The organism is Veillonella parvula (genome assembly GCF_032550495.1).
In the GTDB taxonomy this organism is placed as follows: Bacteria; Bacillota; Negativicutes; order Veillonellales; family Veillonellaceae; genus Veillonella; species Veillonella parvula_G.
This window is the reverse complement of the sequence record NZ_JAWFZJ010000001.1, coordinates 523,465-548,986: the sequence shown is the minus strand read 5'-3', so window position 1 is coordinate 548,986 and position 25,522 is coordinate 523,465. Positions and strand designations below refer to the sequence as shown.

The following is a 25,522-nucleotide window of genomic DNA, read 5'->3' as shown; positions in this document are numbered from 1 at the left end:
TATAAAGTTTTAGGAGGTATATATTATGGCAAAGGTAATTGGTATTGATTTAGGGACAACAAACTCTTGTGTTGCTGTTATGGAAGGCGGCGAACCTACGGTTATTACAAATCAAGAAGGTGCACGTACAACTCCTTCCGTTGTTGGGTTTGCAAAAAATGGAGAACGTTTAGTTGGTCAATTGGCTAAACGTCAAGCTGTATCTAACCCAGAAAATACAATCATTTCTATTAAACGTCACATGGGTACAGACTACAAAGTAACTGTAGAAGGTAAATCTTATACTCCTCAAGAAATTTCTGCAATGATTCTTCAAAAAATCAAAGCTGATGCAGAAGCTTACTTGGGCGAACCTGTAAAACAAGCTGTTATTACAGTTCCTGCATACTTTACAGATGCTCAACGTCAAGCTACAAAAGACGCAGGTGCCATTGCAGGTCTTGAAGTACTTCGTATCATCAACGAACCTACAGCAGCTGCTCTTGCATATGGTGTAGATAAAGATGAAGATGGTAAAGTTCTTGTATTTGACCTTGGTGGTGGTACATTCGACGTATCTATCCTTGAACTTGGTGACGGTGTATTTGAAGTATTAGCAACATCTGGTAATAACCACCTTGGTGGGGATGACTTCGACCAACGCATTATGAACTACCTTATTGAAGAGTTCAAAAAAGAAACTGGTATCGATTTATCCAATGATAAATTAGCTGATCAACGTTTAAAAGAAGCTGCTGAAAAAGCAAAAATTGAATTGTCTGGCGTAGCTAGCACAAATATCAACTTGCCATTTATCACAGCTGATGCTACTGGTCCTAAACATTTGGATGTAACATTGACTCGTGCTAAATTTGAAGAATTAACTGCTGATTTGGTACAAGCTACTATAGAACCTACTCGTAAAGCTATGAGTGATGCTGGTTTATCTGCATCCGATATCGATAAAGTATTGTTAGTTGGTGGTTCTAGTCGTATCCCAGCTGTACAAGAAGCTATTAAAAAAGTATTGGGTAAGGAACCAACAAAAAACGTTAACCCTGATGAATGTGTAGCTATCGGTGCTGCTATTCAAGGTGGCGTATTAGTAGGTGAAGTAAAAGACGTATTGTTACTTGACGTAACTCCATTGTCTCTTGGTATCGAAACAATGGGCGGTGTATTCACACGTATTATTGATCGTAATACTACAATTCCTACATCTAAATCTCAAGTATTCTCCACTGCAGCAGATAATCAACCATCTGTAGATATTCATGTATTGCAAGGTGAACGTGAGTTCGCAGCAGATAATAAAACATTGGGTCGTTTCAACTTGGATGGTATCCCAGCTGCTCCTCGTGGGGTTCCTCAAATCGAAGTAACATTTGACATCGATGCTAATGGTATCGTACATGTAAAAGCTAAAGATTTAGGTACTCAAAAGGAACAAAAGATTACCATTACTTCTTCTAGCGGCTTGAAAGAAGAAGAAATTGACCGCATGGTTAAAGAAGCTGAAGCTCATGCAGCGGAAGATAAAGCTAGAAAAGAAGAATTAGATGTTAAAAACAATGCTGATTCCTTAGTATATCAAGCTGAGAAAGCATTGAAAGACCTTGAAGGTAAAGGCGATGCTGCTTTGATGAAAGAAGTAGAAGAAGCGAAAGATAAATTGAAAAAATCTATCGAAGCTGGCAATATCGAAGACATCAAAAAAGATAGTGAAGCTTTGGAACAACCATTACATAAATTAGCAGAACAAATGTATGCAGCAGCTCAACAAGCTCAACAAGCAGCTGGTGGTGCTGAACAAGGTCAACAACAAACAAAATCTGATGACAATGTAGTTGATGCTGATTACACAGTAGTGGATGATGACAAGAAATAAGAAGGGTTGGTAACGAATGGCACGAGATTATTATGACATCCTAGGGGTTAGTAAAAATGCCTCTCAAGATGAAATCAAAAAAGCCTTCCGTAAAAAGGCACGCCAATACCATCCAGATGTAAATAAAGATAATCCAAAGGAAGCGGAAGCAAAGTTTAAAGAAGCTAACGAAGCTTACGAAGTATTGTCTGATGAAACTAAAAAAGCTCAATATGACCAATTCGGCCACGACGCCTTCAAACAAGGAGGCGGCGCTGGTGCCGGTGGTTTCCAAGGTGGCTTTGGCGGTTTTGGTGGTCAAGCTGGAGGCTTTGGTGATATCTTTGGCGACATTTTTGGTGGCATGTTTGGTGGTGGACGCCAACAACAAGGCCCTCAAAAAGGTAATGACTTGCGTGAAGATATCGATATTTCCTTTGAAGATGCAGCCTTTGGTAAATCTATGGAAATTGAAGTGCATCGTCATGAAGAATGTGATCACTGTCATGGTACTGGTGGTGAACCAGGCTCTCGTGTCGATACTTGTCCAAACTGTCATGGTTCTGGTCAAGAAGCGGTTATTCAAAATACTCCATTTGGACGTATGCAGTCCGTTCGCACTTGTTCCCGCTGTCATGGTACGGGTAAAAGCATTGAAAAACCTTGCTCTAAATGCCGTGGTACTGGTGAAATGTTGGCTAAACGGAAGATTTCCATTAAGATTCCAGCTGGTGTAGATAGCGGATCTCGTTTACGTGTAGCTAATGAAGGGGAACCTGGTATTTTAGGCGGTCCTAAAGGGGATCTCTATGTATATATCTTTGTTCGTCCTCACAAGGAATTTGAACGAAATGGTAATGACGTTATTAGCCGTGTAAATATTAGCTTTGCTCAAGCTGCTCTTGGTGCGACTATACAAGTTAACACTTTAGATGGTAAAGTAGAGTTAAAGATTCCGGAAGGTACTCAAACGGGAACGGCATTCCGCGTAAAGGGCAAAGGTATTCCATATTTGCGTAACCCTAACCAAAGGGGTGATCAACACATTGTGGTAACCGTCCAAACGCCTAAGAAGTTGACAGACACTCAACGTGAGCTATTGTTACGCTTTGCAAATGAAAGTAATGAAGATGTAAATAACTTACAAGTGAGCAAAAGTCTCTTTGAAAAAATCAAGGACTGTTTAACGAAATGAACAGCTCATGTGAAGGAATGGTTTGTTCCATCACATTCCCTATAAAGGAGCATATATGCAATGGATAGAAATATCCGTTGTCTGTGAAAGAGTAGCCACCGATGAGGTGACTACTCTTTTTGACAATTATGCAGACAATGGAATTATAGAAGAAGATGTTGAAGATCAGCCTAATTTAATAAAATTGTCTATGTACAGTGATCCATCACTAGATGACGATATGATTAAGTCTGATTTGAAAAAACGTCTTACAGAAGCAAATATTGGAATTATATCGATAGATACACATATTCTTGATGAGTCAACTTGGTTAAACTCTTGGCAACAGTATATTGAACCTACAGAAATTTTACCTAACTTAGTCATTAAACCAGCATGGCAGGAATACAATAATGTAGATAATAAAACTATTATTATAATCGATTCAGATATTTCCTTTGGTACCGGGTCTCATGAGACAACACGGACTTGTGCAGAGTTATTAAAATCCTATAGTGAATCTATGGATCTTGATACAGCTACTTGTTTGGATATTGGTACTGGCACAGGTATTCTTTTATTAGTAGCAGCCCATTTAGGTATTAAAAATTTAGTTGGTATAGATATAGAAGAGTATGCTGCAAATCAAGCTCGAATTAACTGTGAGAATAATCATGTATCTGCTGAAATCATTTGTGGTAATTTGGATAGTGATTTCAATAGTACTGCCCAATTAATTTTAGCTAATTTAACAGTAGATCCCCTTAAAATACTATTACCTCAAATTGGTAAGAAACTGGATGATAAGGGCATTTTGATTATTAGTGGCATTATTGATGATCGTTATGATGAAATCATGCCATATATTGAGGCTCATTGGCATATTATTGAGGAGCGCGTTGCAGGACCTTGGCATACATTTGCGCTAGAAAAACGATGAAAAAGATTTTTATTCCTACACCATTAGATGAAATAATAGAATTGCCGAAAGATGTGACCCATCATGTACTACATGTATTTCGCCATAATATTGAGAAGCCTATAACTGTAACAGGTAGTGACAATCGTTGTGGTACATATCAAATTACAGAAGAAGTAGACGGTAAAGCTCAAGCAAAACTGATTGAATATGTAGATGCAAATCTAGCATCGTATCGTACTATTCTAGTTCAATCATTATTAAAAGGTGAAAAGCTAGAATGGGTGTTACAAAAGGCGACGGAGTTAAATGTGGATACAATTTATCTTGTGCCCACAGCTAACTGCGTAGCTAAATATGATGAAAAAAAGCTTCAATCAAAAGTAAATCGTTGGGAAAAAATAATGCTAGAAGCAGCTCAACAATGTGGACGAAATCACTTGCCTACACTCGTAGTAGGAGAGACGCTTTTACAAGCATTAGACATTGAATCTGAGGCGTTGAAATTGGTAGCCTATGAAAATGAAGCAGGGCAGACTATCAAAGATGTACTTAAAACTTTACATTCCGATAAGTCTGTAACTGATGTTTTAATTTGTATAGGTCCTGAAGGGGGCTATCAAGAGAAGGAAATCAATGCTATTATAAAATATGGTGGAAAATCAGTATCGCTGGGAAATACAATTTTACGGGCTGAAACTGCTGCTATTGGATCGTTAGCGATGATTCGATATGAATTAGAATTATAAATTAAATAAGAATAGAGAGGTGCAATGAAAACCGTTGCTTTTACAACCTTAGGGTGTCGCGTAAACCAATATGATACAGATGCCATGAAAGGTTTATTTTTACAAAATAATTACGAAGCGGTAGACTTCGATGAAAAAGCTGATATATATGTAATTAATACCTGTTCTGTAACGAATATGGGGGAAAAGAAATCCCGTCAATTAATCCGCAAGGCAAAGCGTCAAAATGAAGATGCCTATGTTATTGTAACTGGTTGTTATGCTCAGCTTGATCCAGATGCGATTGCCGCTATAGATGGTGTTAATCTCGTTATTGGTACCAATAATCGCTCTAAAATTGTTGAATTAGTAGAGCAATTAGAATCTACAGAACGACAAATTAATGCTGTTCGGGATATCATGAAGGAATCTAACTTCGAGGAAATGCCGTTATATGGTAATGAATCTGACAAAGCTCGTGCGTTCATGAAAATTCAAGAAGGTTGTAATAACTATTGCGCCTTTTGTATCATTCCTTATACTCGAGGAAAGTTAAAATCTCGTAAAGTTGATGATATTGTACAAGAGGCAAAACGTTTAGTAGATCATGGATTCCATGAAATCGTATTAACTGGTATACATTTGGGTAATTACGGTGTCGAATTACCAGGTCGTCCAACATTAGCTGATGTGGTAAAAGCTTTATTAGAGATTCCTAATTTATACCGCATTCGTTTCGGATCCATTGAATCCGTAGAGGTTTCTGATGAGTTAGTAGAATTAATGGCTACGAATAAACGTGTTTGTCCACATTTACATTTACCGTTACAAGCAGGTTCTGACCATGTATTAAAGTTGATGAAACGCCATTATACATTACAAGAATATAAAGATTTAATTACAAGTTTACGTTCTCGTATTAAAGATTTATCAATTACAACTGATATTATTGCTGGTTTCCCTCAAGAAACTGATGAAGACTTCGAAGAAACATTGAATACAGTACGTGAAATTGGATTTTCGCACATTCATGCTTTCCCATACTCCATTCGTGAGGGTACACCTGCAGCCACTATGGCGGATCAAGTACCAGAAGCTGTTAAGAAAACTCGTGTAGCACTTTTAAATGGTCTTAGCCAATCTGGTTATGAACGATACGCAAAATCACGCATTGGTAAGCCTGGTGAGATTCTCATCGAAAAGGAAGAGAATGGATACTACATGGGCTTAACAAATGAATATATAAATGGTAAAGTTAAGTCAGATGGGACACGTAAAATTGGTGATCTCGTTGGTGGAACTGTTGTAGGTTTAGAAGATAATTATTTAATTATTGAGTAAGGAGTTATATTATGAGCGATTGTATTTTTTGTAAAATTATTAGTGGTGAAATACCTTCTAAAAAAGTGTTAGAAAACGATAAATTTTATGCCTTTCATGATATTCAACCGGTGAAAAAGGTGCATGTTCTAATCGTACCTAAAAATCATGTGTCTAATATCGCACATCTTACTGAAAAGAATGCAGATTATGTTGAAGGATTATTACCATTTGTTCGCGATGTAGCAAAAGAGCTTGGTATTTCTAAAGATGGTTATCGCTTGATCTTTAATACTGGCGGAAAAGCCGGTCAAACGGTATTCCATATGCATGCACACCTTTTAGGTGGAGAAGAAATGGGCTGGCCAGAAGCCTAATTTTGAGTATTATGTATTCTTTTTATAATACTCATTAAAAAACCTATAAAATATACTTGAAAATATTGACAACATCTATACCTATACATATAATATTATATGTGCGTATGTAAATTATCAGCACTTCCCGAGATTATTTTTGGAGGGAGGGATATAGATGTCTGAAATCAAAGTCGGTAAAAACGAAACGCTTGAAAGTGCTCTTCGTCGATTTAAACGCTCCTGCCAAAAAGCGGGTGTTTTGTCTGAAGTAAGAAAACGCGAACACTATGAAAAACCAAGCGTAAAAAGAAAGAAAAAATCTGAAGCAGCAAGAAAACGCAAATTCAGAGCATAAGATGATTACCCTAATTCTGCCTTTTCATGGCTTTATGAAATCCAGAATTAGGGTTTCTTTATTATATACATAAGGAGGAAATATGAGTTTAAAAGATCAATTAAAGGAAGATATGAAAGCAGCTATGAAAGCTCGTGAAGAAGGTAAAACAGCGTTATCTGTAATTCGTATGGTCAATAGTGCCATAAAAAATACAGAAATCAATGACAAAATTGAGCTAGATGATGCTGGCATTCTTGGCATTTTAGCTAAAGAAATGAAAACTCGTCAAGATTCCTTAACAGAATTTGAAAAAGCGGGACGTGAGGACTTAATTAGTCATGTAAAAGAAGAAATGGCTGTATTGCAAAAATACTTACCAGAGCAATTGAAAGAAGATGAAATTCGTACAATTGTACAAGAAGCCATTGCTGCATGTGGTGATAACGTAAATATGGGCAATGTTATGAAACATGTAATGCCAAAAACAAAAGGGCGTGCAGATGGTAAGGTTGTCAATAATATTGTTAAAGAATTACTTGGATAATATATAGTGATATCAACGACCATTCTATATACAGTTATTGATTAAAGTTGATAGTATTGGATGTGTTAGATGTAACTTTAAAAGAATAATGAAATTCTATAGAAAGTTATTGACATATATTTTCAACATATGATAATATGAACTCAATAAAATAATTGGTCAACGAAGACTCCACTTTAGATATATAGATTTATATATTTATTTGTTGGAGTCTTTTTCTTTTAGGAGGAACAAATATGTCGACAACTAACGAATTATTATATTACATTCCGGCGGGTCAATATGGGAAAGAAGGCGTTCTTGCATTATTAGAACAACATCCTGAAATCAAGTTCGTATCTCTTGTAGGTATTGACTTAGCAGGTAATGATACTGATGAAAAGATTCCTATGTCAGCATTCTTCGATGACTACGAATCTTTCTTTGAAGGTCGTGCTGTTCAAACAGATGGTTCCTCTGTAGTACTTACAAATATTGCTACATTAAATAATGCTCGTGTAGATATGTGGGGCGATCCAAGTGTAAACTGGTTTGTTGATTACAACTACGAAAATATTGATCCTGTTACAGGATTACCAACTGGTACACTTCGTATTCCTGCATTCTTGATGCATAACTATCGCTATGTAGATTCTCGTTCTATTTTAAAACGCAGCTGCGACTATGTACGTGCTGAATTATTGGCTTTGATTAAAGAACATGGTTTACCTGGTATGCCGCATGTGAAAGCTGATGAAGTTGTAGATATCATTTTCACATCTGCAACAGAACTAGAATTCTGGGTAAAAACTCCATCTAGAACAGTTACCAAAAAAGAATTATCCGTATCCCAAAAATTACAAGAACAATACTGGCAACGTACTCATGGTACAGTTCGCACTGCATTAGAACAAGCTGTTGAACGTCTTGATAGATATGGTATGGTTGCTGAAATGGGGCATAAAGAAGTAGGTGGCGTTAAAGCTAAACTTGATGAAGATGGTCATGAAGCCGTTGTATTAGAACAATTAGAAATCGACTGGAAATTCTCAAATAATCCATTACAAACAGCAGATAATGAATTACAAGCTCGTATCATTGTTCGTGAAGTATTCCGTGAAAATGGTCTTGATGTAACATTTAATGCAAAACCAATAATTGGTGTAGCTGGTTCTGGTGAACATACTCATTTTGGTGTTATGGCTAAATTAAAATCTGGTAAAGTTGTTAACTTATTTAGCCCAGAAGATATGCGTAAAGAATCTGCTAGCTCTTTAGGCATTGGTGCAATTATGGGACTTTTAAAACACTATGAAGCCATTAATCCATTCATCAGCTCTACAACAGATTCTTTAAACCGTTTAAAACCTGGGTTTGAAGCGCCAGTATGTATTGTTACATCTTTAGGTACTGATCCATCTGAACCTAGCCGTAACCGTACAATCCTTTGCGGTTTAATTCGAGATATCGATAATCCTATGGCGACACGTTATGAATTGCGTTCTCCAAATCCTTACACCAATACATATACTGCTTTAGCGTTGATCTTTATTTCTGCATTTGATGGTATGAAATATGCCATTACATCTGGTAAAACACAAGCTCAATTGGAAGCAGAGCTTTCCAAAGAAGTAGGTGAAACATCTGATTATCTTGCTACAAATCGTGCATACCGTACTGAAAAAGATGTGTTTGATGATTTCACACAAGAAGAACGTAATCAAATGTTTGGTGTTGCTCCAGCTACTGTATGGGAAAACATAAAGGGTTACCAAAATAATCCTGAATTAGTAGAAACATTGGCTCAAGGCAATGCATTTGCTAAAGATTTAATGGACTCCTTTATTGCCTCCATTCTTAAACGCTGGAAACTAGTATTGGCTAACCGCTTAATCCCAAACAATTTGGATACAGTTCGTAGCATGGTTGCAATTCATACTGACAGCCGAAATAGTGTAGATGATAAACGCTTTGCAGAAGTTAATGACTTACGTTTCTACCTTGCTAAAGATAGTGATGATCGTAAATCCTTATTCACTCGTTTAATTGATGCACTTAATGATGGTGAATATGATTTAGCATCCCAATTACAAATCGAAATGAATGATAAAATGGAAGAATTAGAAGCTAAATACGCTAACTACGCTAAAAATATCTTCTAATAAAATCAATTTATTAATAAAAATGGCCTCTACTACGGTAGAGGCCATTTTTCATTTAAATATATCTAAATAAATTAGATATATTCAAACAAAACGATTTAAATTTTATTCGTTATGTCCAATAAATTTTTCTACTAATACTAAGCTACATACAAGTACAAAAATTGCAACAGACCAAATTAAATTATCAAATGATGATTCATGATTGATAATTAGAAGTCTTACAATTGCAGTTATGCCAATGTATAAAAAGAAGTTAAGTGGAAAGTGGAAGTTATTTTTAAAGTATTTAACGATGAGTGCAATAAACTCAAAGTATAGAAAGAAGGTAATTAGTTCTTCAATCAATAAAGAGTATGTACTATAACCTTGAATATTCGCCCACGTAACATAGACAAGACTAATCAATGTATTAATAAGTGCAATACAAAGTGCAATACCAACGCCTACAAGGGCTATATTTTTTATCGTTAATAATAGTTTAGAAATACGAATCCACATATATAATTCACCTACAATAAAAATCTAAATATTATACTACATAAAAAAGACCGTACACCGTACGGTCTTTTTCGATTACATTGTACTATAATCAAATGAATATCTACGAATTAGATATCAGCTTTAATAGCTTCTAATGCAGCATCGAAGTTAACTGCTTGAGTTACTTCAGGTACATATTCAACATAAGTTACTTTGTTATCTTTGTTGATTACTACAACGCCACGAGTTAAAAGACGAAGCTCTTCAATCAAGAAACCATAGTTTTCACCGAAGGAAGCATCTTTGTGGTCAGACAAAGTAACAACTTTATCTACGCCTGCAGCACCACACCAACGTTTTTGAGCGAATGGTAAGTCCATAGAAATTGTCAATACGACTACATCTTCGGAAAGTGCTGTTGCATCTTGGTTGAACCAACGAGTTTGAGCATCACAAACACCTGTATCAAGGGAAGGAACAACGGAGATAACTTTTACTTTACCTTCGAAGTCTTTTAAAGTTTTAGCTTGCAAGTCATTGCTCAATACAGTGAAGTCTGGAGCTTGTTGACCTACTTTAATTTCTGGGCCAACTAATGTGATAGGGCCACCTGCAAATGTTACTACGCCAGTACGTTTTTCCATGTTGTATTCCTCCTAAGAGTTTTAATTCTAATTATGTAAAATATAATTTCTTTATATGCATAGTATAACATTTACATTACCATAAGTAAACTAAAAAATTCGATATAGTATTAATTAAAAAGATCGTTACGATTGATTACTGTAAAAATTTAAAGAGGCCATTTAACTAATATTAATATTGATGAAATAGAACTACTACTGTAATAAAATATTTAATCTAACTGTTATACGTATAGGTGTATTAATGTATCATAAAAAATGTGTATACTATAAAGAGAAAAGTTAACGTAATAAAATTTGTTGATTTAGCTTTTACAGTATTGATTTAAATTCATTTACAATATAATGATACTAGTAATTATATAGGCAATGATTTTGATTAGACTTAATAGGATATGTTAGAGAGGACCTATGAAACCAATAGATTTATTTATGCAGTTTTTCCGGCGTGAAGGCTGGATCTATGCCATTGGCTTAACTATGTTGATGGCAATTGACGTGGCTTTTTTATTTGTTCCTCAATTTATTGGTAATGCTATAGATACGTTGAGCAATAATAAGGAAGGGTTAGTCACTTATATTTTTTATTTCATTTTATTATTTATTATTATCACTATTTTAAAAGTTATCTCACGCAGAACCCTATTAGGCTCTATTCGTCGCATGGAGTATCTTTTTCGTGAGATTTTGTGTAGTAAAGCATTACAAGTAAAAACAACGTACTATGAGGCTAATGGACCTGGTAAGGTTATGGCGCTCATGACTAACGATGTAACATCGCTACGTGTTGCCCTTGGTCTAGGTGTAATGATTATAGTGGATATTATTTTCTATTCCATTGTGGGCTCCATAATTTTAATTCAAAAGATTAATACTGTATTAGCTTTTAAAATTATGACACCTGTATTCTTAATTATTGTGGCTATATTTGTACTAGGCAGAAAGCTACGTATTAAACAACGTAGTGCACAAGCTACTTATAGCGATTTAACAGAGTTTGGACAAGAGTTATTTCAAGGGATGGATGTTATTCGCGCTTTTAATCGTGAAAGCATTATCTCTAATTCTTTTGAAAAAATAAATAAACTTAATTATAAGAAGAATATGGATGTTGCACTACTAGATGCAATATTAACACCGTTGACAAGAATTGCACCCTTTATTTGTATCAGTATTAGTATTTTTATTTGTGGACATTTAGCTGTAGAAGGCAAAATGACTATAGGCGAATTTGTTACTATTAATTCATTCATAATGTTAATTGTGGGACCTTTAATAGGGTTTGGTGGCCTTATTTCTATTGTACAAAAAGGTCTTGCTTCTTTAGATCGTATTATGGATTTCTTACATTTGCCTACAGAAACAATAGATGATACCGATGAAGTACTGCCGCTTGAGGATATTCATATTCGATACTTAGATTTTACTTATGAAAACTCTAAAGGGCATGCATTATCTCAGTTGACAACGACAATACCAAAAGGTTCTTTTATTGGTTTAGTTGGTAAACCCGGTTCTGGCAAAAGTACATTGTTTAAATTGCTTATTGGATTACAAGAGTGTCCGGAAAAATCTATTTATTTTGGCAGTCAAGATTTAGCTACTGTTTCTTTATCAAAGCTTAGAAACTCAATTGCTTATGTGCCGACACAATCTTACCTATTAAGTACGACCATTGCTGATAATATTAAATTTGGTAAAGATTTATCCATGCATGAAACTGTAGAGTTGGCAGCACAAAAGGCAGACTTATATAGAGATTTAGGCGATTTGTTAAACGATGATTTACATGAGCTTGCTGAAGAAGGTCATGATTTATCAGGTGGACAGAAGCAGCGAATCAATATGGCTCGCGGCTTTTATAAAAATGCGCCATATGTATTACTAGATGATTGTTTTTCCGCTTTAGATGCAGTAACAGTTACAACCATATTAAATTCATTACATAATGTAAAAGATCAGACGATTCTATGTATTTCACAACGATTAGAGGTTGTAGAGAAAGCAGATAAAATACTAGTATTTGATGAGGGGCGTATCGTAGAAGAAGGTACTCATGAAGAATTATTAGGTAACAATGGTTTATACCGTACCTTATATGAAGCGCAGAATGGAGGGGGCCATCATGAAGAAGCGTGATCTAAGAAATGACTGGGCTCTATTCTCCTATATAACTGGCTACATTAAGCCTTATTTAGGTATTCTATTTTTAGCAACGGTTGCGCTCGCAGGAAATTTAGTACTATTACTTTTACGCCCATATTTAACTAAGCAAGTTATCGATCTTGGATTTGCCACTAATGATATCGCTGTTATTGAATACTATGCTTTAATGTATGGCTTTACTATAATTGGTAGTGTATTGTTTATCTTTGTAGAGAATTACTTTTTAAAAAGTTTTGGTCAAAAAATTATCTATAATATTCGTAGTATTATATTCCAAAAGATTCTTAATAAACCACATGATGAGTTCTATAAGTTGCCAATTGGGAATTGGGTAACTCGCATTACTAATGATGTAGAGTCATTACGTACATTATATACAGATGTAATTCTGAATTTGGCAAGTAGCGGTTTAATGATTATTGGTATATTAGGATTTATGTATGCCATTAATGTACCTTTAGCAATAATCATGACAATTTTACTACCTATAATGGGTGGAATTATTTGGGTGTTTCAAAAGTTTTCTCGCAAAGCATTCCGTCAGGTAAGACGTTCTGTAGCTGCTTCTAATGCAAGCATCAAGGAACTGTTAAATTATATTGTAATCGTAAAATCCTATGGTGGCGAAAGAGCAATTGAGGAACGTTATAATACTGTTAATAAAGGTTTCTTAGAAGCAGGTCTTTTTGAGGTTACCACATTTTCTATTTTTAGACCGCTCGTAGATGGTCTATTCTTTGTTGCGTTAATTGTTATTTTTACAACTACGAATTTAATAGACTCCGTAGCTGATGCTGGTACAGTATTTGCCTTTATACAATATATGGACCGATTCTTCCAACCATTAAAGGAAATTGCAGATAAATATAACTCTCTACAAAGCGCATTAGCTGGTGCTGAAAGATTAGTTCCCTTATTAGAGGAAGAAGAGCGTCAGATGGCTAATGAAGTTCCTGATGAATTTAAATATATAGAGACGATTGAATTCGAGCATGTATGGTTTTCCTATGAAAATAACGACGTTTATGCGCTAGAGGACTTTACATTCACTATTAAAGCTGGAGAATTCATAGGTATTGTAGGGCCTTCTGGTAGTGGTAAATCAACACTTTTGTCATTGTTGATGGGAATCTACAAACCAACAAGAGGGGCTATCTATATTAACGGTATAAATATTGCCCAATATGATAGTTCTGTACTTCGTCATTTAATGGGATATGTTTTTCAGCAAGCTTATCTATTTAAGGGTTCCATTAGAGATAATTTAACACTTTTTGATACATCAATTTCTAATGAGGATATGGTCAATGCAGCAAAACAAGTTAACTTGCATTCTATGATTGAACACCTTCCGGAAGGGTATGACACACCGGTTGGTTATTTAGGCTCCTTACTATCTGATGGGCAAAAGCAATTGTTGGCTTTTGGCCGTACCTTGATTAAAAAAACACCTATTCTATTGTTAGATGAAGCAACGGCTAACATTGATAGTCATACGGAGAAGCAAATTCAAGCAAGTATTGAAAATATTCGAGGTAGTAAAACAATTGTAAGTATTGCTCATCGCCTTTCAACAGTAAAAGATGCCAATAAAATAGTGTATATGGAATATGGTAAAATAATAGAAATAGGATCTTTTGATGAACTTATCAACTTAAAAGGGACCTTTTATAATCTCTGGAATAATCAACACAGTGGGAGTTAGTATGGAATGTATCCAATCTAAAGATAATAAGACCATTAAGCGAATTATCTCATTAGGGCAGCGTAAAAATCGCCAAAAATATGGAGAGTACATTGTTGAAGGTATTCGATCTATTCGAGATATTGCAGCTATGGGGGCAGTAAAAACAATTGTTATACGTGAATCTAAAGCGCAAGATAAACATGTATTAGATTTATTAGACTTAGATACTGTTCAATTTGTACCTAAATTTATTGCACAAGATCCAATATTTGATAAGGTGGATAATACCGTAAATGGACAAGGTGTAGTTGCTATTGTATCAAAACCAAAATACGATATGGAAAGCATTCACATTGATGATGGCTTATATATTACATTAGATGGAGTTCAAGATCCTGGCAATCTAGGTACCATAATTCGTACAGCAGTTGCAGCAGGTGTAAAAGGTATATTTTTGATGAAAGGAACTGTGGACCCTTTTAATGACAAGACAGTGCGCAGTACTATGAGCGCCTTACATAAAATACCTTTATATGAGGATATTACCTTATCTCTGTTACATGATATGGTAACTGAGTCTAATATGACTACCTATGTAACTGCTTTAGAACATTCCAATCCTTATCATACTGTACGTTATGCTAAGCGAACTATGCTAGTATTAGGAAACGAAGGGAATGGCGTAACACCAGAGGTTATGAATCTATGTACAAATCGTATTATGATTCCTATGTATGGTGATATGGAATCCTTAAATGTAAGCGTAGCTGCTGCATTATGTATGTATAAAGTACAAGAACAATTGATGCCTTAGTATATATGATAAAAATTTATGACCTTATAAAAAGTCCTCTACTAGTATACAAGTAGAGGGCTTTTGTATTGATTTTTTAGTTGTGTATTTGGTACAATAACATATATCCTTTGTGGGAGAACAAAGTTCTCCCTTTTTTTCATGAAAAGGAAGATAACTATGTCCAAATTAATTGTAAATGCAGACGATTTTGGCCTTCATAGTGCAGTTAATGCTGGTATTATTGATGGTCATCGTAGAGGTATTATTACCAGTACCTCTTTAATGGCAGGAGGAGAAGCTTTTACAGAAGCCGTAAGTATGGCAAAACAAAACCCTAAGTTGGGCATTGGTATTCATATTACCTTGGTAGGTGGGGTGAAACCAGTATGTGATCCATCAGAAGTTTCATCACTTCTCACACCAGAAGGTGTATTTCCAGAGAACTATGTAGAATTTATTAAACGTATTTACTCTGGCAAAATCAATTATAGTGAATTACGTAAAGAGATTCATGGACAAATAGCTCAAATAATGGATACCGGCTTAAGGGTAACTCATATTGATGGACATCAACATATGCATGTTCTACCAACGGTATTGCCAATTGTGATTGAACAGGCAAAATCCTTTGGTATACATGCTATACGTATACCCGATGAGTCTACTGGTTTTATGAATTATATGTATTCCCCAATTCGATTTCTTGGTAAAGTTGGTTTATCAACGGTTGCGGCTAATGCGCGACCAATCATACGAAATAATTGTATGACTACAACCCAATATTTTTGGGGCATGGTAAATGGAGGCCATATAAATCAGAAATCTCTAATGGGTATCCTAAAAGCGGTAAATAAACATTCTGGTACCCATGAATTGATGGTTCACCCAGGTAGTAATAGTAGTATTCTTAGTAAGCTTTATAATTGGGGTTATCATTGGGAAGATGAGTTGCAAGCACTCTGTTCCAGTCATACGCGATTATATATAAGTCAACATGATATAGAGCTCATTAATTATGGAGACTTGGTATGAGTAAAATGATGAAGAGAGGCATCTTTATGTTTCTCTTGTTGTTGGCTGTATCAATTGGTATCATTTACTATACTATTGATTTAGATGCATTGAAAGCCATATCATCTTTTAATAGTATTTCCTTATTATTAGCTGTAGTTGCTTTAGTAGCAGGTATGTATTTTGATGGATTACGACTTCAAAGGCTCGTAAAAATTGGTGGTTACAAGTTATCGATACGAGCAGTGCTACGAGTTATTTTTAGTAATTATTTTATGGCTATGTTGACACCTGGAGCTAGCGGGGGTGCTGTCGCGCAAGTACTGGTGTTGAGAAGTTATGGCGTACCTATATCTAAAGGTACACCGATTGTATTAATACGTACCGTATTTTCCATTATGTTTTTGGTCATTATGCTGCCATTAGTATTCTTACGAGATGCTATTGAAATTCCATATATCTCTCGTGATATGCTTTTGATTTTTGCCGTGCTTGCTGTTATAGCGGCCTTAGTGGGAACTTATATATTACAGACTAAATATATGCGTCAATTTGTCTATAATCTAGCACAACGATTTAAAGCACATAACACTAAAGATTGGCTTTCTAAATTAGAAACATTAAATCAAGGTCTTGGTTTACTTTATAAACAACCTGTCCAATCTTTAATAGTTTTTATTGAATCTGGTTTGAGTTTATTATGCTTATATTGTATTGCACCCGCTTTAATGTATGCTTTCACACCAGATATTCCTATTATCGATATTTTAGATCGCATGATTTTATTAAATCTTATTTTGTATTTTGCACCAACCCCAGGGGGAACAGGCATTGCAGAAGGTCTATTTGTAGTATTATTTAGTGCCTTTGTACCTAATGGAACAGTGGGCATCATCGCTGTAGGATGGCGTGTTGTGGCTGAATATATGCCATTCTTCATCGGTATGTATGCAGTATTAACATTATATGGACGACAATTCGTTGCCCAAGAAACTTCAAGAGAACAATAAGGGAGTGTGCTCTATGTCTAAACCAAAAAAAGATAAATTTTATCTGGTTCAAGAAGATATTTTACCAGAGGCTATAAAAAAGACGATAAAAGTAAAAGAAATTCTAAAACTAGGTGAGGTTAAAACAATTAACGAAGCAGTTGAAAAAATGGATTTAAGTCGATCTGCGTATTATAAATACAAGGATTATGTTTTTCCATTTTTTGAAATTGCTCAAGGGAAAATTGTTAGTATTTATGTTTCTATGTCAAATGAATCTGGTATGTTATCAAGCGTTTTGAAAGCCATTGCTGAACGTAACGGTAGTATTTTAACGATTAATCAAGATATTCCATTACAAGGCATTGCGAATAGTAGCATTTCTTTTGAAACCAAGGATTTACAAGGTTCATTAGAAGATTTATTGCTAGATATTCGCTCTATGAAGGGTATTATCAAGGTAGAAATTTTAGGCCAAGCATAGGCTAATTAAGAGAGTAGGACGATTATGACCACTATAAAAATTGCTTTATTAGGTTTTGGTACTGTTGCACAAGGTACTTTTAACTTATTGCAAGACAATGCTGAATTAATTAAAAATCGTACAGGTGTCAATGTTGAAATTTCAAAAATTTATGTACGAAATCCAGAAAAATATAGTCATATTACATTACCAGAAACAGCTAAATATGTAACTGATATTGATGAAGTGTTAAAAGACGATTCCATCCAAATGGTAGTGGAATTGATGGGTGGTACAAGCTTTGCTAAGGATTGCGTAGAAGGAGCTTTAAAAGCTAAGAAGAATGTGGTAACTGCCAATAAAGACTTATTAGCAGAAGCTGGTCCATACTTATTAGACTTAGCGAGTAAAAATGGGGTAGATCTACGTTTTGAAGCATCTGTTCTAGGTGGTATTCCTATAATCCGCACATTATATGAATCGTTAGCCGGTAATCGTATTACTGAAATCATTGGTATTATGAATGGTACTACAAACTTTATTTTGACTAAAATGTCTGAAGAAGGTTTAAGCTACCAAGATGTATTAAAAGAAGCACAAGATTTAGGATATGCAGAGGCAGATCCTACAGCTGATGTAGAAGGCCTTGATGCAGCTCGTAAATTGGCAATCCTTGCATCTATTAGCTTTAACCGTCGTATTTTCTTTGAAGATGTAACTGTAGAAGGTATTACTTGTATTGATACTGAAGATATAAAATTTGGGAAAGAGTTTGGTTACAATATTAAATTATTAGGTATTGCTAAAGAAACTGCTCAAGGATTATCTTTAAATGTATATCCTGCATTTATTCCTACGACACATCCATTAGCATCTGTTCGAGGATCCTACAATGCAATTTATGTTAAGGGCAATGGTATCGATGATGTCATGCTATATGGTCGTGGTGCAGGTAGCTTACCGACAGGTAGTTCTGTAGTATCTGACATAATGGAAGTGGCAAAGAATGTCTCTTATAATGAAACAGGGCGCTTGAAACCGTTCTATTATGATCAAAAAGATATTTATTCTCCAGGTAAAATCCAATCTAGCTACTACTTGCGTTTAGCAGTGGATAATAAAACAGGTGTTCTAGCAAAAATCTCTGCAAAATTAGCAGAACAAAAAATTTCTGTTTTATCCATCGTTCAACGAAATATGGATCCAGAAACTGCAGTTCTTGCCATTGTTACATCTAAATGCCCAAGATCTTATATTTTAAATCTTATAGACTCTTTTAATAGCTTGCGCTCCGTTAAGGCTGTTAATAGTGTTATTCGTATTATGGAAGCTTAATTATGAATACTGTTCGTGTACAAGTACCTGCCACTAGTGCAAACTGTGGCCCAGGTTTTGATTGCTTAGGATTAGCACTAAATCTTTATAATATATTCAGCTTTACACCAGATGAAAATGCTACAGAATATACATATACTTTTGAAGGTTTTTGTGCAGATATTTTACGCGCTGAAGATCCTAAAAAGAATCTAATTGGTTTCGCTATGGATCAAGTTTTTGCTACTGCTCAAGAACCAATTCGATATGGTCATATAACTTCTGAAACCTTGATTCCTCCCTCTCGTGGACTAGGTAGTAGTAGTACGGCTATAGTAGGGGGACTTTTACTGGCGAACGCATTAGTAAAGCATCCACTTTCAAAAGAAGAGTTACTGGTTATAGCAAATCGTATGGAAGGTCATCCAGATAATGTAGCGCCAGCTATTTACGGAAATTTATGTTGTGCTACAGGTTTAAAAAATAAGGTACTAAACACGGTCATTTCTATTCCTCCGGAGCTACATTTTGCTGTTGTAGTACCAGAAGTCATGGTATCTACTGAGTATGCTCGTTCTGTGCTACCAAATCATATTCCATTCAAAGAAGCTGTACAAAATGTAAGTCATGCTTCATTATTTGTAACAAGCTTAATTACGCATCAATTAAGTAATTTATCTGTTGCCTTAGATGACAACTTGCATGTACCTTATCGTAAGACATTGATTCCTCATTGTGATGAAGTTTTTGAAGCCGCAAAAGTTGCTGGAGCTTACGGTGCAACTATCAGTGGATCGGGTTCTACTCTAATTGCATATGTTGATAAAGCTCATGTACAAGAGGTAGCAAAGGCTATGGGGGCTGTATTCACAGCAAATGAGATTGAAAATAAAATATATTGCTTAGAAGCTGATACAACTGGAGCGTTAATTATATAGTTTATGGTATAATTATAGTGTTATAAAAATAAGAGCCTAAACCCAATGAGTAAAAGGGTTTAGGCTCTTTTCGTCATACAATCGTCAAAAAAAACGATTAGCCAAATATATTAGTAATGTGTTTAGATGCTTTTCGTCGCATTTCATCGCAGTAGTGGATATAGGTATTCATTACAGTATTAACATTATCACCTAACAGGCTTGCGACTGTTTGAATATCAACTCCATTCGCCAGGAGCGTTGTTGCGTAGGTATGACGGAATACATGTATTGATGTATTAGGTATATGCTTTTGAATGAGTGCGTTTAATTGGCTTGTACGATTAGTCCTAAAAGGGAATAGGCGTGTATCACCTGGACCGACATTCCATAGCAACTCATCGGCTAATATGTTTGGTATTGGAATAGTTCGAATACTGTTCTTGCTTTTAGGTACACCGAAGCCGTATTGCTTGTTACCGAGGAATGTCCATTGTTTAGAAATGGATATGGTATTGCTTGCGAGGTCAATGTCATTCCACGTTAACGCAATTATTTCACCGTAGCGTGCGCCAGTATAACGAGCGACCATGCACAATAAATAAAAGCGTGGGTGAGTTTGTTTTATCGCTTGTAAGAGCGTTTTAAAATCGTCATGACTAATTACATTAACCGATGTTTTATCCTTGCTTCTAAACCGCTTTAAATCGACACAAGGGCTTTTACTTAAAAAACCATATGGCGATACAGCATGTTTGAACATAGCTTTTAATAGTACTAGGCATAAATTTTTAGTTGCTACAGATACATTCATTCCGTTTAGTAACTGAACAAGCGTTGAATGTGTAATATCTTTAATCGATACGTTCCATAATGATTTACAATAAGCGTTTATTACATTGTCATAGGTACGTTTAGTGTTAGGCGATAACTCCTGTTTTTCGTCAATGTACATGTTATATAGTTGAATAAATGTTATGTCCTCGTCGTGCTTAGGTGGTACGACGTTTTTTAGTTCCTCGACTATCTGTTGGCCGTGTAACTTTGCTTCCCTTTGCGTAGTGAAACCTTGTTTTGATTTCTGCTTCCACTTATTACCTAGCTTGTAATTAACAATGACTTGATAGCCTTTGTCTTTCTTTCGAATGGTGAATGAGTACTGCATGCTAACCTCTATAAATAATGGTGATAAAAGTCAATATGAGATAGGTCTTCATCGGTTAGCGAATTACAGCGTACAGCCTTTTCAATGTTCGTTGCTGTGCCTTGTAGGTGAAAGTCGCCGTTAACGATATGCGACAACTCGTGCTTCAACTCTTTGCGTAACTCATCACCAGTTAATGCATTATGAACAGTTATTATATATACATCATCTTCTTTGGTCGTACTTGCTGCGGCCTTGCCTTTCGGTAGGTCGCAGTGAATAACATTAATAATCACTTGAACACTCTCCCTTGTGTTTATTTGTGCTTAGATTTTAAGTACTCGATGTATCGAACTGCTTCTTCCATATCTTCCTTTGTCATGTCTTTTGATGCGGAGAATAGTATTTTAGCATGTGGCCTCGTTCGCAAATACTCTGCATACTCGGCAGCCTCCTGGTCGTGGTAATATCCTTTCGGTGCGTTGCTTTCACGACCAGTGATGATATAGTCGGTTGAAACTCCGTATATATCCGCAAAGCGTTCGATTAAATCGGCACTAGGGGAACGCAAGTCCTTCTCCCACATGGATATAGCAGACTTTGAAACCTGCAGCATGCGTCCGACTTCCTCGCCAGTATACCCAGCGTTCATTCGAAGTTCTTTTAGCCGTGTTCCCATAGTTTTCATTTTGTATACCTCCTTTATTTTGATTATATGTAATTGTAAACAAAATGTAAAATCACATTTTGTTAATTTTATAAAAAGTTTACTTGGGAGTTTACAAAATGTATACTATAATACAGTCATAGGGTAGTTAACATATTGTAAACAAAGGAGGGATACAATGAAGCAAGATAAGTTGATTAAACTAAGACATGCGCTAGGGTTTAGTCAACAAGAATTAGCCGATATGTTAGGCATTACTAAGGGCGCATATAGTCTAAAGGAGAATGGTAAGCGGAACTTTAATCAACAAGAAATCGGAATGATATTTACTAAATTTAATGAAGTAGATACAAACCTAAATATGCAAGACATTTTTTTACTTTAAAAGTTCACAAAACGTGGAGGGGATAGCATGTTATATCGACATTGGGAATTTAAACCACTTGGTGAAGTTCTTAATTTTTACAGACGAACAGGATTTATCATTGTTACTCACTGGGCACAAACTGAACAAGAATTTCTCAACGGTATTAAAAAGTTCGAAAAAGTCGTTGCAGGAACGCAAGACAGAAATAATCTAAGCCCTTTTTATAGTAACGATGATTGTCAACAAATAAGGGAACGCAACCAGGAATATTTACATCGCTTATACACTATTAAATTACGTTTAGGGTTATACGAAAGGACATATGAATGAAACCGATAGTATACACCGTAAACGAAGTTGCAGAAATGTTACGAGTAACACCTCAAACGGTATACGAATTAAGAAATAGCGGTAAATTACCGTCGATTAAAAATATTGGCAAAGTGCTATTTAGAGCAACTGATGTAAACGCTTTCATAGGAGTTGATAGTGAATATTCACCATACCGATATAAGCAACTAGAAATTGAAAATAAAAAACTCGCCAAAGAGAATGACGAGTTAAAGCAACAAATTAGAAAAGCGACTAGCGAAATGCTGTTAATCGTAAACCAAATTTGAAAGGAGGTGAGCAGAATGACATACAAAGAACGAAGAGCGTTACGACGTGAAAACGCACTACCGCAATTCGCCGATATGGTCGAAGGGTTTGTGGTCGGTTCTGTGTTCGTATTCGTCGTAGTGAGTATTTTGTCTTGGTGGATGACTGGGGAGGTCGTTGTTAAATGGTGAAACGTTGTTACCATTGCGGATATAAATTAACCAATCACGAAACCTACAGTATATTCAATACCGCAATCGGCAAGGTCGTTTGTGTTTGTAAGAATTGTCATACGACATATTTACGAATGCGAGCAAAAGAAAGAAAAAGGGCTGCACTTGCTGGAACAAGCACAACCCTAGTCAAATAATTAACTATTTATAGTATATCACAAGGAGATTTAATCATGAATAAAAAAGTTGTAGTAACAGGTTTAGCAATCAGTGCATTAGCAGTTAACGTAATGGCAGATACAGTAGTTCAAGGCCCAGTAGAGCCAACAGCAGTTGCTCCTATTGCAACTGGTTATAATTCCATGGTCGGCGGTGTTAACAGTAAGGCAACTGGAACAAACGGAATTATCTTGGGTCGCGATAACGTTGTTACCGGCGATAATACAACTGTTATCGGTGGTGGTAATAACACAATCGCAAATGGTGAAGCAACTGTAATCGGATACAATAACACAATTACAGGAACAGACAAAGAAATTACTGTGATTGGTTCTAATAATACTGCAAGCGGTCAAGGTGCGTTTGTTGTGGGTACTCATACATTCGCAACCGCAATCGACGCAGTAGCATTAGGAAATAACGCTGTAGCAGATAACCCAAACAGCGTTGCTCTTGGTACTAACAGCGTTACAGATAGTGCCGTTGGTGTTGACGGCATCACTATTAATGGTACTCGCCATATCTTTGCCGGAGAGCAACCAACAAGCGTTGTATCCTTTGGTTCTCGTGAACGTGCTGGTGCTGGTGGTGTTAAACACTACAATAGACAGCTTCAAAACGTGAGTGCCGGCCGTATTGAAGCAGATAGCCTCGACGCTGTCAACGGCTCCCAGTTGTTCGCTGCGATTGATGAAATCGAGACGAACGCAAAGGCGATTAACAACAACAAAACAGCTATTGTTAAAACTCAAAACAATTTAAAAGACCTAGCCGTTGGCGTTCAAATGCTTGGCGACATTGTACAAGACAACGCAACAAACATTTCTAACAATACAAAGGCTATTACCGATTTAGGTAAACAAGTTAATACAAATACAGCGGACATTAAAGTATTAAATAATTACGCTACTAATCATGAAGGTCGAATTACTGCGGTTGAAAAATCTACAAAAGAAATTAAAAGCGATGTAGCTAATACACAAAAACAAGTCAATGTTAATACGAAAGATATTGCAGACTTGAAAGATAAAGTAGGTGCTTCCGCAACAGCAGTTAAAAACGAACTTAATAATCGCATTAACCAAACAGATAAACGACTTAATAATCTAGGTGCTAGTTCTGCTGCACTCGCTGGACTTCACCCTCTTGATTTTAATAAAAACGATAAAGCGTCCTATGCTGTAAGCTACGGTCATTATAGAAGTAGCAACGCGGTTGCATTAGGTGCTTTCTACCGACCTAATGAAAGAACTATGTTCGGCTTGGGCATGAGTTTAGGTGCTGAAAAGCAATTCACTGCAAACGTCGCTTTTAAAGTTGGAAAAGGCTCTGACTATGTAGCGGAAGCAAAAGGTGAAAACGCTCGTATTAGCCAACTTGAAAAACTTGTTGAAGCATTAACCAAAGAAGTTGCAACTTTGAAAGGTGAATAATGAATACTGACATTTTAATGTTTGAGGGCGAGAAAATTGACCTCAAACTCATAAAGGAACGTCATAAAAATTACGATATGCTCCCTACTCCATGGGGAAACATGACTTTATGGTACTTAACGTATCGTATCGATTATCTAACAGAACAAACGCAAGTATCACCAATGGTCGAAGTTAGACCATATCTATATAAAATTATCGACACAATGAAGGCTATTAAAGCCTATTTAGAAGAGGAGTAATGACATCATGAACCAATTTACAATCGAATTCAAAAATCCCAAAGACCTTGCTAAAAAAATTAGCGAGTATAACGAACTTATGAATGGCCCTGTAGCAGTTGAACCGGTTAAGGTTGAACCAGTAGTAGAGGAACCTAAAAAAGAAACTAAACCAGCAAAATATGAACCAAAGGAAGAAAAGCCAGTTCCTGGTGCTAAGGTCGATAAAGAAATCGTCGAAAACATTTCAATCGAAATCGAAGAACCTAAAGTCCCAGTAACAGACTTTGACGGTAACGTGGTTGATGTAGAGCCTACTGAATTGTCTGTTGAGGAACCGGAAGCGGAAATCGACCATCAAGCCTACTGGGCTGAGTTCAAAGAGTGGTTGAAAGCTGTAGGACAAGATGGTATTAAAGCAGCACTCACAATCTTTAGAAATCACGGTGTAGAGGGGAACCCTTCGAGCGAAAACTTAACACCTGAAATCATCAAAGAGTTAAACGCTTTAATGAATAAATAAGGAGAGTTTAAACATGGCAAATACTAACAGTTTTAAGCACGTTATCGATACAGTAACACCTCAAATCGAGGTGTTACAAAAAGCGATTGAACTAGACCCAGCGAACACAATCGAATATCAAAGGGCATTAGATTTTATCGAAACTAACATATCCACCTCAAAAAGCATTATTAAAGCGATTAAGTTAGTTGAAAAGCATGCTAAGGCCGAAGATAAAACCGAGGAAGCGCCTAAACCTAAAAAGGAAAGTAAAAAGAAAACTACCGAGCCGGTTCAAGTGGTTGAACAGCCTAAAGAGGACGAGGAAGAAAACTTGTTAAGCATGTTTGACTAGGAG

Annotated in this window: 30 protein-coding genes; 25 read left to right on the top strand and 5 right to left on the bottom strand. The window is 35.9% G+C overall.

Going from position 1 to position 25,522, the window contains the following annotated elements; translation table 11 throughout:
- Nucleotides 1–25: 25 nt before the first annotated feature.
- The 9 genes from dnaK (at nt 26) to E6X37_RS02695 (ending at nt 9,368) form a co-directional block, all read left to right on the top strand.
- A complete protein-coding gene (gene dnaK / locus E6X37_RS02735) occupies nt 26–1,867 on the top strand; it encodes a molecular chaperone DnaK (protein WP_004697142.1) in 1,842 nt (613 codons plus the stop codon).
- Between the two features lie 16 nt (nt 1,868–1,883).
- Nucleotides 1,884–3,041 carry a molecular chaperone DnaJ gene (gene dnaJ, locus E6X37_RS02730; protein ID WP_004695739.1) on the top strand — a complete coding sequence of 386 codons (1,158 nt, stop codon included), beginning with the start codon at nt 1,884–1,886 and terminating at the stop codon, nt 3,039–3,041.
- A 55-nt stretch (nt 3,042–3,096) separates the two neighbouring features.
- Nucleotides 3,097–3,960 carry a 50S ribosomal protein L11 methyltransferase gene (locus E6X37_RS02725; protein WP_021148129.1) on the top strand — a complete coding sequence of 288 codons (864 nt, stop codon included), beginning with the start codon at nt 3,097–3,099 and terminating at the stop codon, nt 3,958–3,960.
- A complete protein-coding gene (locus tag E6X37_RS02720) occupies nt 3,957–4,688 on the top strand; it encodes an RsmE family RNA methyltransferase (protein ID WP_060919782.1) in 732 nt (243 codons plus the stop codon). Before E6X37_RS02725 ends, E6X37_RS02720 begins: the two co-directional genes overlap by 4 nt.
- Nucleotides 4,689–4,712: 24 nt before the next feature.
- Entirely contained in the window at nt 4,713–6,008 is a 1,296-nt protein-coding gene (gene mtaB, locus E6X37_RS02715) for a tRNA (N(6)-L-threonylcarbamoyladenosine(37)-C(2))-methylthiotransferase MtaB (RefSeq protein ID WP_024061685.1), read from the top strand.
- 11 nt (nt 6,009–6,019) lie between these two features.
- On the top strand, nt 6,020–6,364 hold the full coding sequence (locus E6X37_RS02710) for a histidine triad nucleotide-binding protein (protein ID WP_156697541.1): 345 nt from the start codon (nt 6,020–6,022) through the stop codon (nt 6,362–6,364).
- 157 nt (nt 6,365–6,521) lie between these two features.
- Complete coding sequence (gene rpsU / locus E6X37_RS02705) at nt 6,522–6,701, top strand: 30S ribosomal protein S21 (protein WP_004695751.1); 180 nt, start codon at nt 6,522–6,524, stop codon at nt 6,699–6,701.
- A gap of 82 nt (nt 6,702–6,783) precedes the next feature.
- Nucleotides 6,784–7,227: a GatB/YqeY domain-containing protein gene (locus E6X37_RS02700; protein WP_004695753.1), complete on the top strand. Its 444-nt coding sequence runs from the start codon at nt 6,784–6,786 to the stop codon at nt 7,225–7,227.
- Nucleotides 7,228–7,463: 236 nt separating this feature from the next.
- On the top strand, nt 7,464–9,368 hold the full coding sequence (locus E6X37_RS02695; RefSeq protein WP_004695754.1) for a type I glutamate--ammonia ligase: 1,905 nt from the start codon (nt 7,464–7,466) through the stop codon (nt 9,366–9,368).
- A 105-nt stretch (nt 9,369–9,473) separates the two neighbouring features.
- Here the strand turns inward: E6X37_RS02695 and E6X37_RS02690 are convergent, their stop codons facing one another.
- Together E6X37_RS02690 and tpx are read right to left on the bottom strand one after the other, a co-directional pair.
- Nucleotides 9,474–9,869, bottom strand: a complete 396-nt coding sequence (locus tag E6X37_RS02690; RefSeq protein WP_004695756.1) for a phosphate-starvation-inducible protein PsiE — start codon at nt 9,867–9,869, stop codon at nt 9,474–9,476.
- 110 nt (nt 9,870–9,979) lie between these two features.
- The gene (tpx, locus tag E6X37_RS02685; RefSeq protein ID WP_004695758.1) at nt 9,980–10,495 is read right to left on the bottom strand and encodes a thiol peroxidase; all 516 of its coding nucleotides are present in this window, start codon (nt 10,493–10,495) and stop codon (nt 9,980–9,982) included.
- Nucleotides 10,496–10,906: 411 nt separating this feature from the next.
- Between tpx and E6X37_RS02680 the strand changes: the two genes are divergently transcribed.
- The 8 genes from E6X37_RS02680 to thrB all read left to right on the top strand — a co-directional run bounded on the left by E6X37_RS02680 (nt 10,907) and on the right by thrB (nt 19,859).
- The gene (locus E6X37_RS02680; RefSeq protein WP_004695760.1) at nt 10,907–12,634 is read left to right on the top strand and encodes an ABC transporter ATP-binding protein; all 1,728 of its coding nucleotides are present in this window, start codon (nt 10,907–10,909) and stop codon (nt 12,632–12,634) included.
- Complete coding sequence (locus tag E6X37_RS02675) at nt 12,621–14,366, top strand: ABC transporter ATP-binding protein (RefSeq protein ID WP_004695761.1); 1,746 nt, start codon at nt 12,621–12,623, stop codon at nt 14,364–14,366. Before E6X37_RS02680 ends, E6X37_RS02675 begins: the two co-directional genes overlap by 14 nt.
- A 1-nt stretch (nt 14,367) precedes the next feature.
- Nucleotides 14,368–15,162, top strand: a complete 795-nt coding sequence (locus E6X37_RS02670) for a TrmH family RNA methyltransferase (protein ID WP_004695763.1) — start codon at nt 14,368–14,370, stop codon at nt 15,160–15,162.
- Between the two features lie 159 nt (nt 15,163–15,321).
- Entirely contained in the window at nt 15,322–16,176 is an 855-nt protein-coding gene (locus tag E6X37_RS02665; protein WP_004695765.1) for a ChbG/HpnK family deacetylase, read from the top strand.
- On the top strand, nt 16,173–17,165 hold the full coding sequence (locus E6X37_RS02660) for a lysylphosphatidylglycerol synthase transmembrane domain-containing protein (RefSeq protein ID WP_004695768.1): 993 nt from the start codon (nt 16,173–16,175) through the stop codon (nt 17,163–17,165). Before E6X37_RS02665 ends, E6X37_RS02660 begins: the two co-directional genes overlap by 4 nt.
- A 13-nt stretch (nt 17,166–17,178) precedes the next feature.
- Nucleotides 17,179–17,628, top strand: a complete 450-nt coding sequence (locus E6X37_RS02655; protein ID WP_004695770.1) for an ACT domain-containing protein — start codon at nt 17,179–17,181, stop codon at nt 17,626–17,628.
- A 24-nt stretch (nt 17,629–17,652) separates the two neighbouring features.
- Nucleotides 17,653–18,942 (top strand): homoserine dehydrogenase, encoded by a 1,290-nt coding sequence (locus tag E6X37_RS02650; protein ID WP_004695772.1) that lies wholly within the window; start codon nt 17,653–17,655, stop codon nt 18,940–18,942.
- A gap of 2 nt (nt 18,943–18,944) precedes the next feature.
- The gene (gene thrB, locus E6X37_RS02645) at nt 18,945–19,859 is read left to right on the top strand and encodes a homoserine kinase (RefSeq protein WP_316689511.1); all 915 of its coding nucleotides are present in this window, start codon (nt 18,945–18,947) and stop codon (nt 19,857–19,859) included.
- A gap of 97 nt (nt 19,860–19,956) precedes the next feature.
- Here thrB and E6X37_RS02640 read toward each other — a convergent pair whose 3' ends face one another.
- Genes E6X37_RS02640 through E6X37_RS02630 form a run of 3 tightly spaced genes read right to left on the bottom strand, consistent with a single transcriptional unit; the run spans nt 19,957 to nt 21,661 of the window.
- Nucleotides 19,957–21,003: a tyrosine-type recombinase/integrase gene (locus E6X37_RS02640; protein WP_316689510.1), complete on the bottom strand. Its 1,047-nt coding sequence runs from the start codon at nt 21,001–21,003 to the stop codon at nt 19,957–19,959.
- A gap of 8 nt (nt 21,004–21,011) precedes the next feature.
- A complete protein-coding gene (locus tag E6X37_RS02635; protein WP_316689508.1) occupies nt 21,012–21,278 on the bottom strand; it encodes an ImmA/IrrE family metallo-endopeptidase in 267 nt (88 codons plus the stop codon).
- A gap of 20 nt (nt 21,279–21,298) precedes the next feature.
- Nucleotides 21,299–21,661, bottom strand: coding sequence for a helix-turn-helix domain-containing protein (locus E6X37_RS02630; protein WP_316689548.1), 363 nt, complete (start codon nt 21,659–21,661; stop codon nt 21,299–21,301).
- A 166-nt stretch (nt 21,662–21,827) separates the two neighbouring features.
- Between E6X37_RS02630 and E6X37_RS02625 the strand changes: the two genes are divergently transcribed.
- The 8 genes from E6X37_RS02625 to E6X37_RS02590 all read left to right on the top strand — a co-directional run bounded on the left by E6X37_RS02625 (nt 21,828) and on the right by E6X37_RS02590 (nt 25,519).
- Entirely contained in the window at nt 21,828–22,034 is a 207-nt protein-coding gene (locus E6X37_RS02625) for a helix-turn-helix transcriptional regulator (protein WP_316689506.1), read from the top strand.
- A gap of 27 nt (nt 22,035–22,061) precedes the next feature.
- Nucleotides 22,062–22,346: a hypothetical protein gene (locus E6X37_RS02620; protein WP_316689504.1), complete on the top strand. Its 285-nt coding sequence runs from the start codon at nt 22,062–22,064 to the stop codon at nt 22,344–22,346.
- On the top strand, nt 22,343–22,636 hold the full coding sequence (locus E6X37_RS02615) for a helix-turn-helix domain-containing protein (RefSeq protein ID WP_316689502.1): 294 nt from the start codon (nt 22,343–22,345) through the stop codon (nt 22,634–22,636). Before E6X37_RS02620 ends, E6X37_RS02615 begins: the two co-directional genes overlap by 4 nt.
- Nucleotides 22,637–22,651: 15 nt before the next feature.
- Nucleotides 22,652–22,807: a hypothetical protein gene (locus tag E6X37_RS02610; RefSeq protein WP_316689501.1), complete on the top strand. Its 156-nt coding sequence runs from the start codon at nt 22,652–22,654 to the stop codon at nt 22,805–22,807.
- 215 nt (nt 22,808–23,022) lie between these two features.
- On the top strand, nt 23,023–24,441 hold the full coding sequence (locus E6X37_RS02605; RefSeq protein WP_316689499.1) for a YadA-like family protein: 1,419 nt from the start codon (nt 23,023–23,025) through the stop codon (nt 24,439–24,441).
- Between the two features lie 101 nt (nt 24,442–24,542).
- On the top strand, nt 24,543–24,683 hold the full coding sequence (locus E6X37_RS02600; protein ID WP_316689498.1) for a hypothetical protein: 141 nt from the start codon (nt 24,543–24,545) through the stop codon (nt 24,681–24,683).
- Nucleotides 24,684–24,690: 7 nt separating this feature from the next.
- Nucleotides 24,691–25,185, top strand: coding sequence for a hypothetical protein (locus E6X37_RS02595; protein WP_316689497.1), 495 nt, complete (start codon nt 24,691–24,693; stop codon nt 25,183–25,185).
- A gap of 13 nt (nt 25,186–25,198) precedes the next feature.
- Nucleotides 25,199–25,519, top strand: a complete 321-nt coding sequence (locus tag E6X37_RS02590; RefSeq protein ID WP_316689496.1) for a hypothetical protein — start codon at nt 25,199–25,201, stop codon at nt 25,517–25,519.
- The last annotated feature ends 3 nt before the right edge of the window (nt 25,520–25,522 follow it).

Coding starts and splice junctions, on each gene's coding strand:
- dnaK (WP_004697142.1), top strand. CDS start 26: ATGGCAAAGGTAATTGGTATTGATTTAGGGACAACAAACTCTTGTGTT.
- dnaJ (WP_004695739.1), top strand. CDS start 1,884: ATGGCACGAGATTATTATGACATCCTAGGGGTTAGTAAAAATGCCTCT.
- E6X37_RS02725 (WP_021148129.1), top strand. CDS start 3,097: ATGCAATGGATAGAAATATCCGTTGTCTGTGAAAGAGTAGCCACCGAT.
- E6X37_RS02720 (WP_060919782.1), top strand. CDS start 3,957: ATGAAAAAGATTTTTATTCCTACACCATTAGATGAAATAATAGAATTG.
- mtaB (WP_024061685.1), top strand. CDS start 4,713: ATGAAAACCGTTGCTTTTACAACCTTAGGGTGTCGCGTAAACCAATAT.
- E6X37_RS02710 (WP_156697541.1), top strand. CDS start 6,020: ATGAGCGATTGTATTTTTTGTAAAATTATTAGTGGTGAAATACCTTCT.
- rpsU (WP_004695751.1), top strand. CDS start 6,522: ATGTCTGAAATCAAAGTCGGTAAAAACGAAACGCTTGAAAGTGCTCTT.
- E6X37_RS02700 (WP_004695753.1), top strand. CDS start 6,784: ATGAGTTTAAAAGATCAATTAAAGGAAGATATGAAAGCAGCTATGAAA.
- E6X37_RS02695 (WP_004695754.1), top strand. CDS start 7,464: ATGTCGACAACTAACGAATTATTATATTACATTCCGGCGGGTCAATAT.
- E6X37_RS02690 (WP_004695756.1), bottom strand. CDS start 9,869: ATGTGGATTCGTATTTCTAAACTATTATTAACGATAAAAAATATAGCC.
- tpx (WP_004695758.1), bottom strand. CDS start 10,495: ATGGAAAAACGTACTGGCGTAGTAACATTTGCAGGTGGCCCTATCACA.
- E6X37_RS02680 (WP_004695760.1), top strand. CDS start 10,907: ATGAAACCAATAGATTTATTTATGCAGTTTTTCCGGCGTGAAGGCTGG.
- E6X37_RS02675 (WP_004695761.1), top strand. CDS start 12,621: ATGAAGAAGCGTGATCTAAGAAATGACTGGGCTCTATTCTCCTATATA.
- E6X37_RS02670 (WP_004695763.1), top strand. CDS start 14,368: ATGGAATGTATCCAATCTAAAGATAATAAGACCATTAAGCGAATTATC.
- E6X37_RS02665 (WP_004695765.1), top strand. CDS start 15,322: ATGTCCAAATTAATTGTAAATGCAGACGATTTTGGCCTTCATAGTGCA.
- E6X37_RS02660 (WP_004695768.1), top strand. CDS start 16,173: ATGAGTAAAATGATGAAGAGAGGCATCTTTATGTTTCTCTTGTTGTTG.
- E6X37_RS02655 (WP_004695770.1), top strand. CDS start 17,179: ATGTCTAAACCAAAAAAAGATAAATTTTATCTGGTTCAAGAAGATATT.
- E6X37_RS02650 (WP_004695772.1), top strand. CDS start 17,653: ATGACCACTATAAAAATTGCTTTATTAGGTTTTGGTACTGTTGCACAA.
- thrB (WP_316689511.1), top strand. CDS start 18,945: ATGAATACTGTTCGTGTACAAGTACCTGCCACTAGTGCAAACTGTGGC.
- E6X37_RS02640 (WP_316689510.1), bottom strand. CDS start 21,003: ATGCAGTACTCATTCACCATTCGAAAGAAAGACAAAGGCTATCAAGTC.
- E6X37_RS02630 (WP_316689548.1), bottom strand. CDS start 21,661: ATGGGAACACGGCTAAAAGAACTTCGAATGAACGCTGGGTATACTGGC.
- E6X37_RS02625 (WP_316689506.1), top strand. CDS start 21,828: ATGAAGCAAGATAAGTTGATTAAACTAAGACATGCGCTAGGGTTTAGT.
- E6X37_RS02620 (WP_316689504.1), top strand. CDS start 22,062: ATGTTATATCGACATTGGGAATTTAAACCACTTGGTGAAGTTCTTAAT.
- E6X37_RS02615 (WP_316689502.1), top strand. CDS start 22,343: ATGAAACCGATAGTATACACCGTAAACGAAGTTGCAGAAATGTTACGA.
- E6X37_RS02610 (WP_316689501.1), top strand. CDS start 22,652: ATGACATACAAAGAACGAAGAGCGTTACGACGTGAAAACGCACTACCG.
- E6X37_RS02605 (WP_316689499.1), top strand. CDS start 23,023: ATGAATAAAAAAGTTGTAGTAACAGGTTTAGCAATCAGTGCATTAGCA.
- E6X37_RS02600 (WP_316689498.1), top strand. CDS start 24,543: ATGACTTTATGGTACTTAACGTATCGTATCGATTATCTAACAGAACAA.
- E6X37_RS02595 (WP_316689497.1), top strand. CDS start 24,691: ATGAACCAATTTACAATCGAATTCAAAAATCCCAAAGACCTTGCTAAA.
- E6X37_RS02590 (WP_316689496.1), top strand. CDS start 25,199: ATGGCAAATACTAACAGTTTTAAGCACGTTATCGATACAGTAACACCT.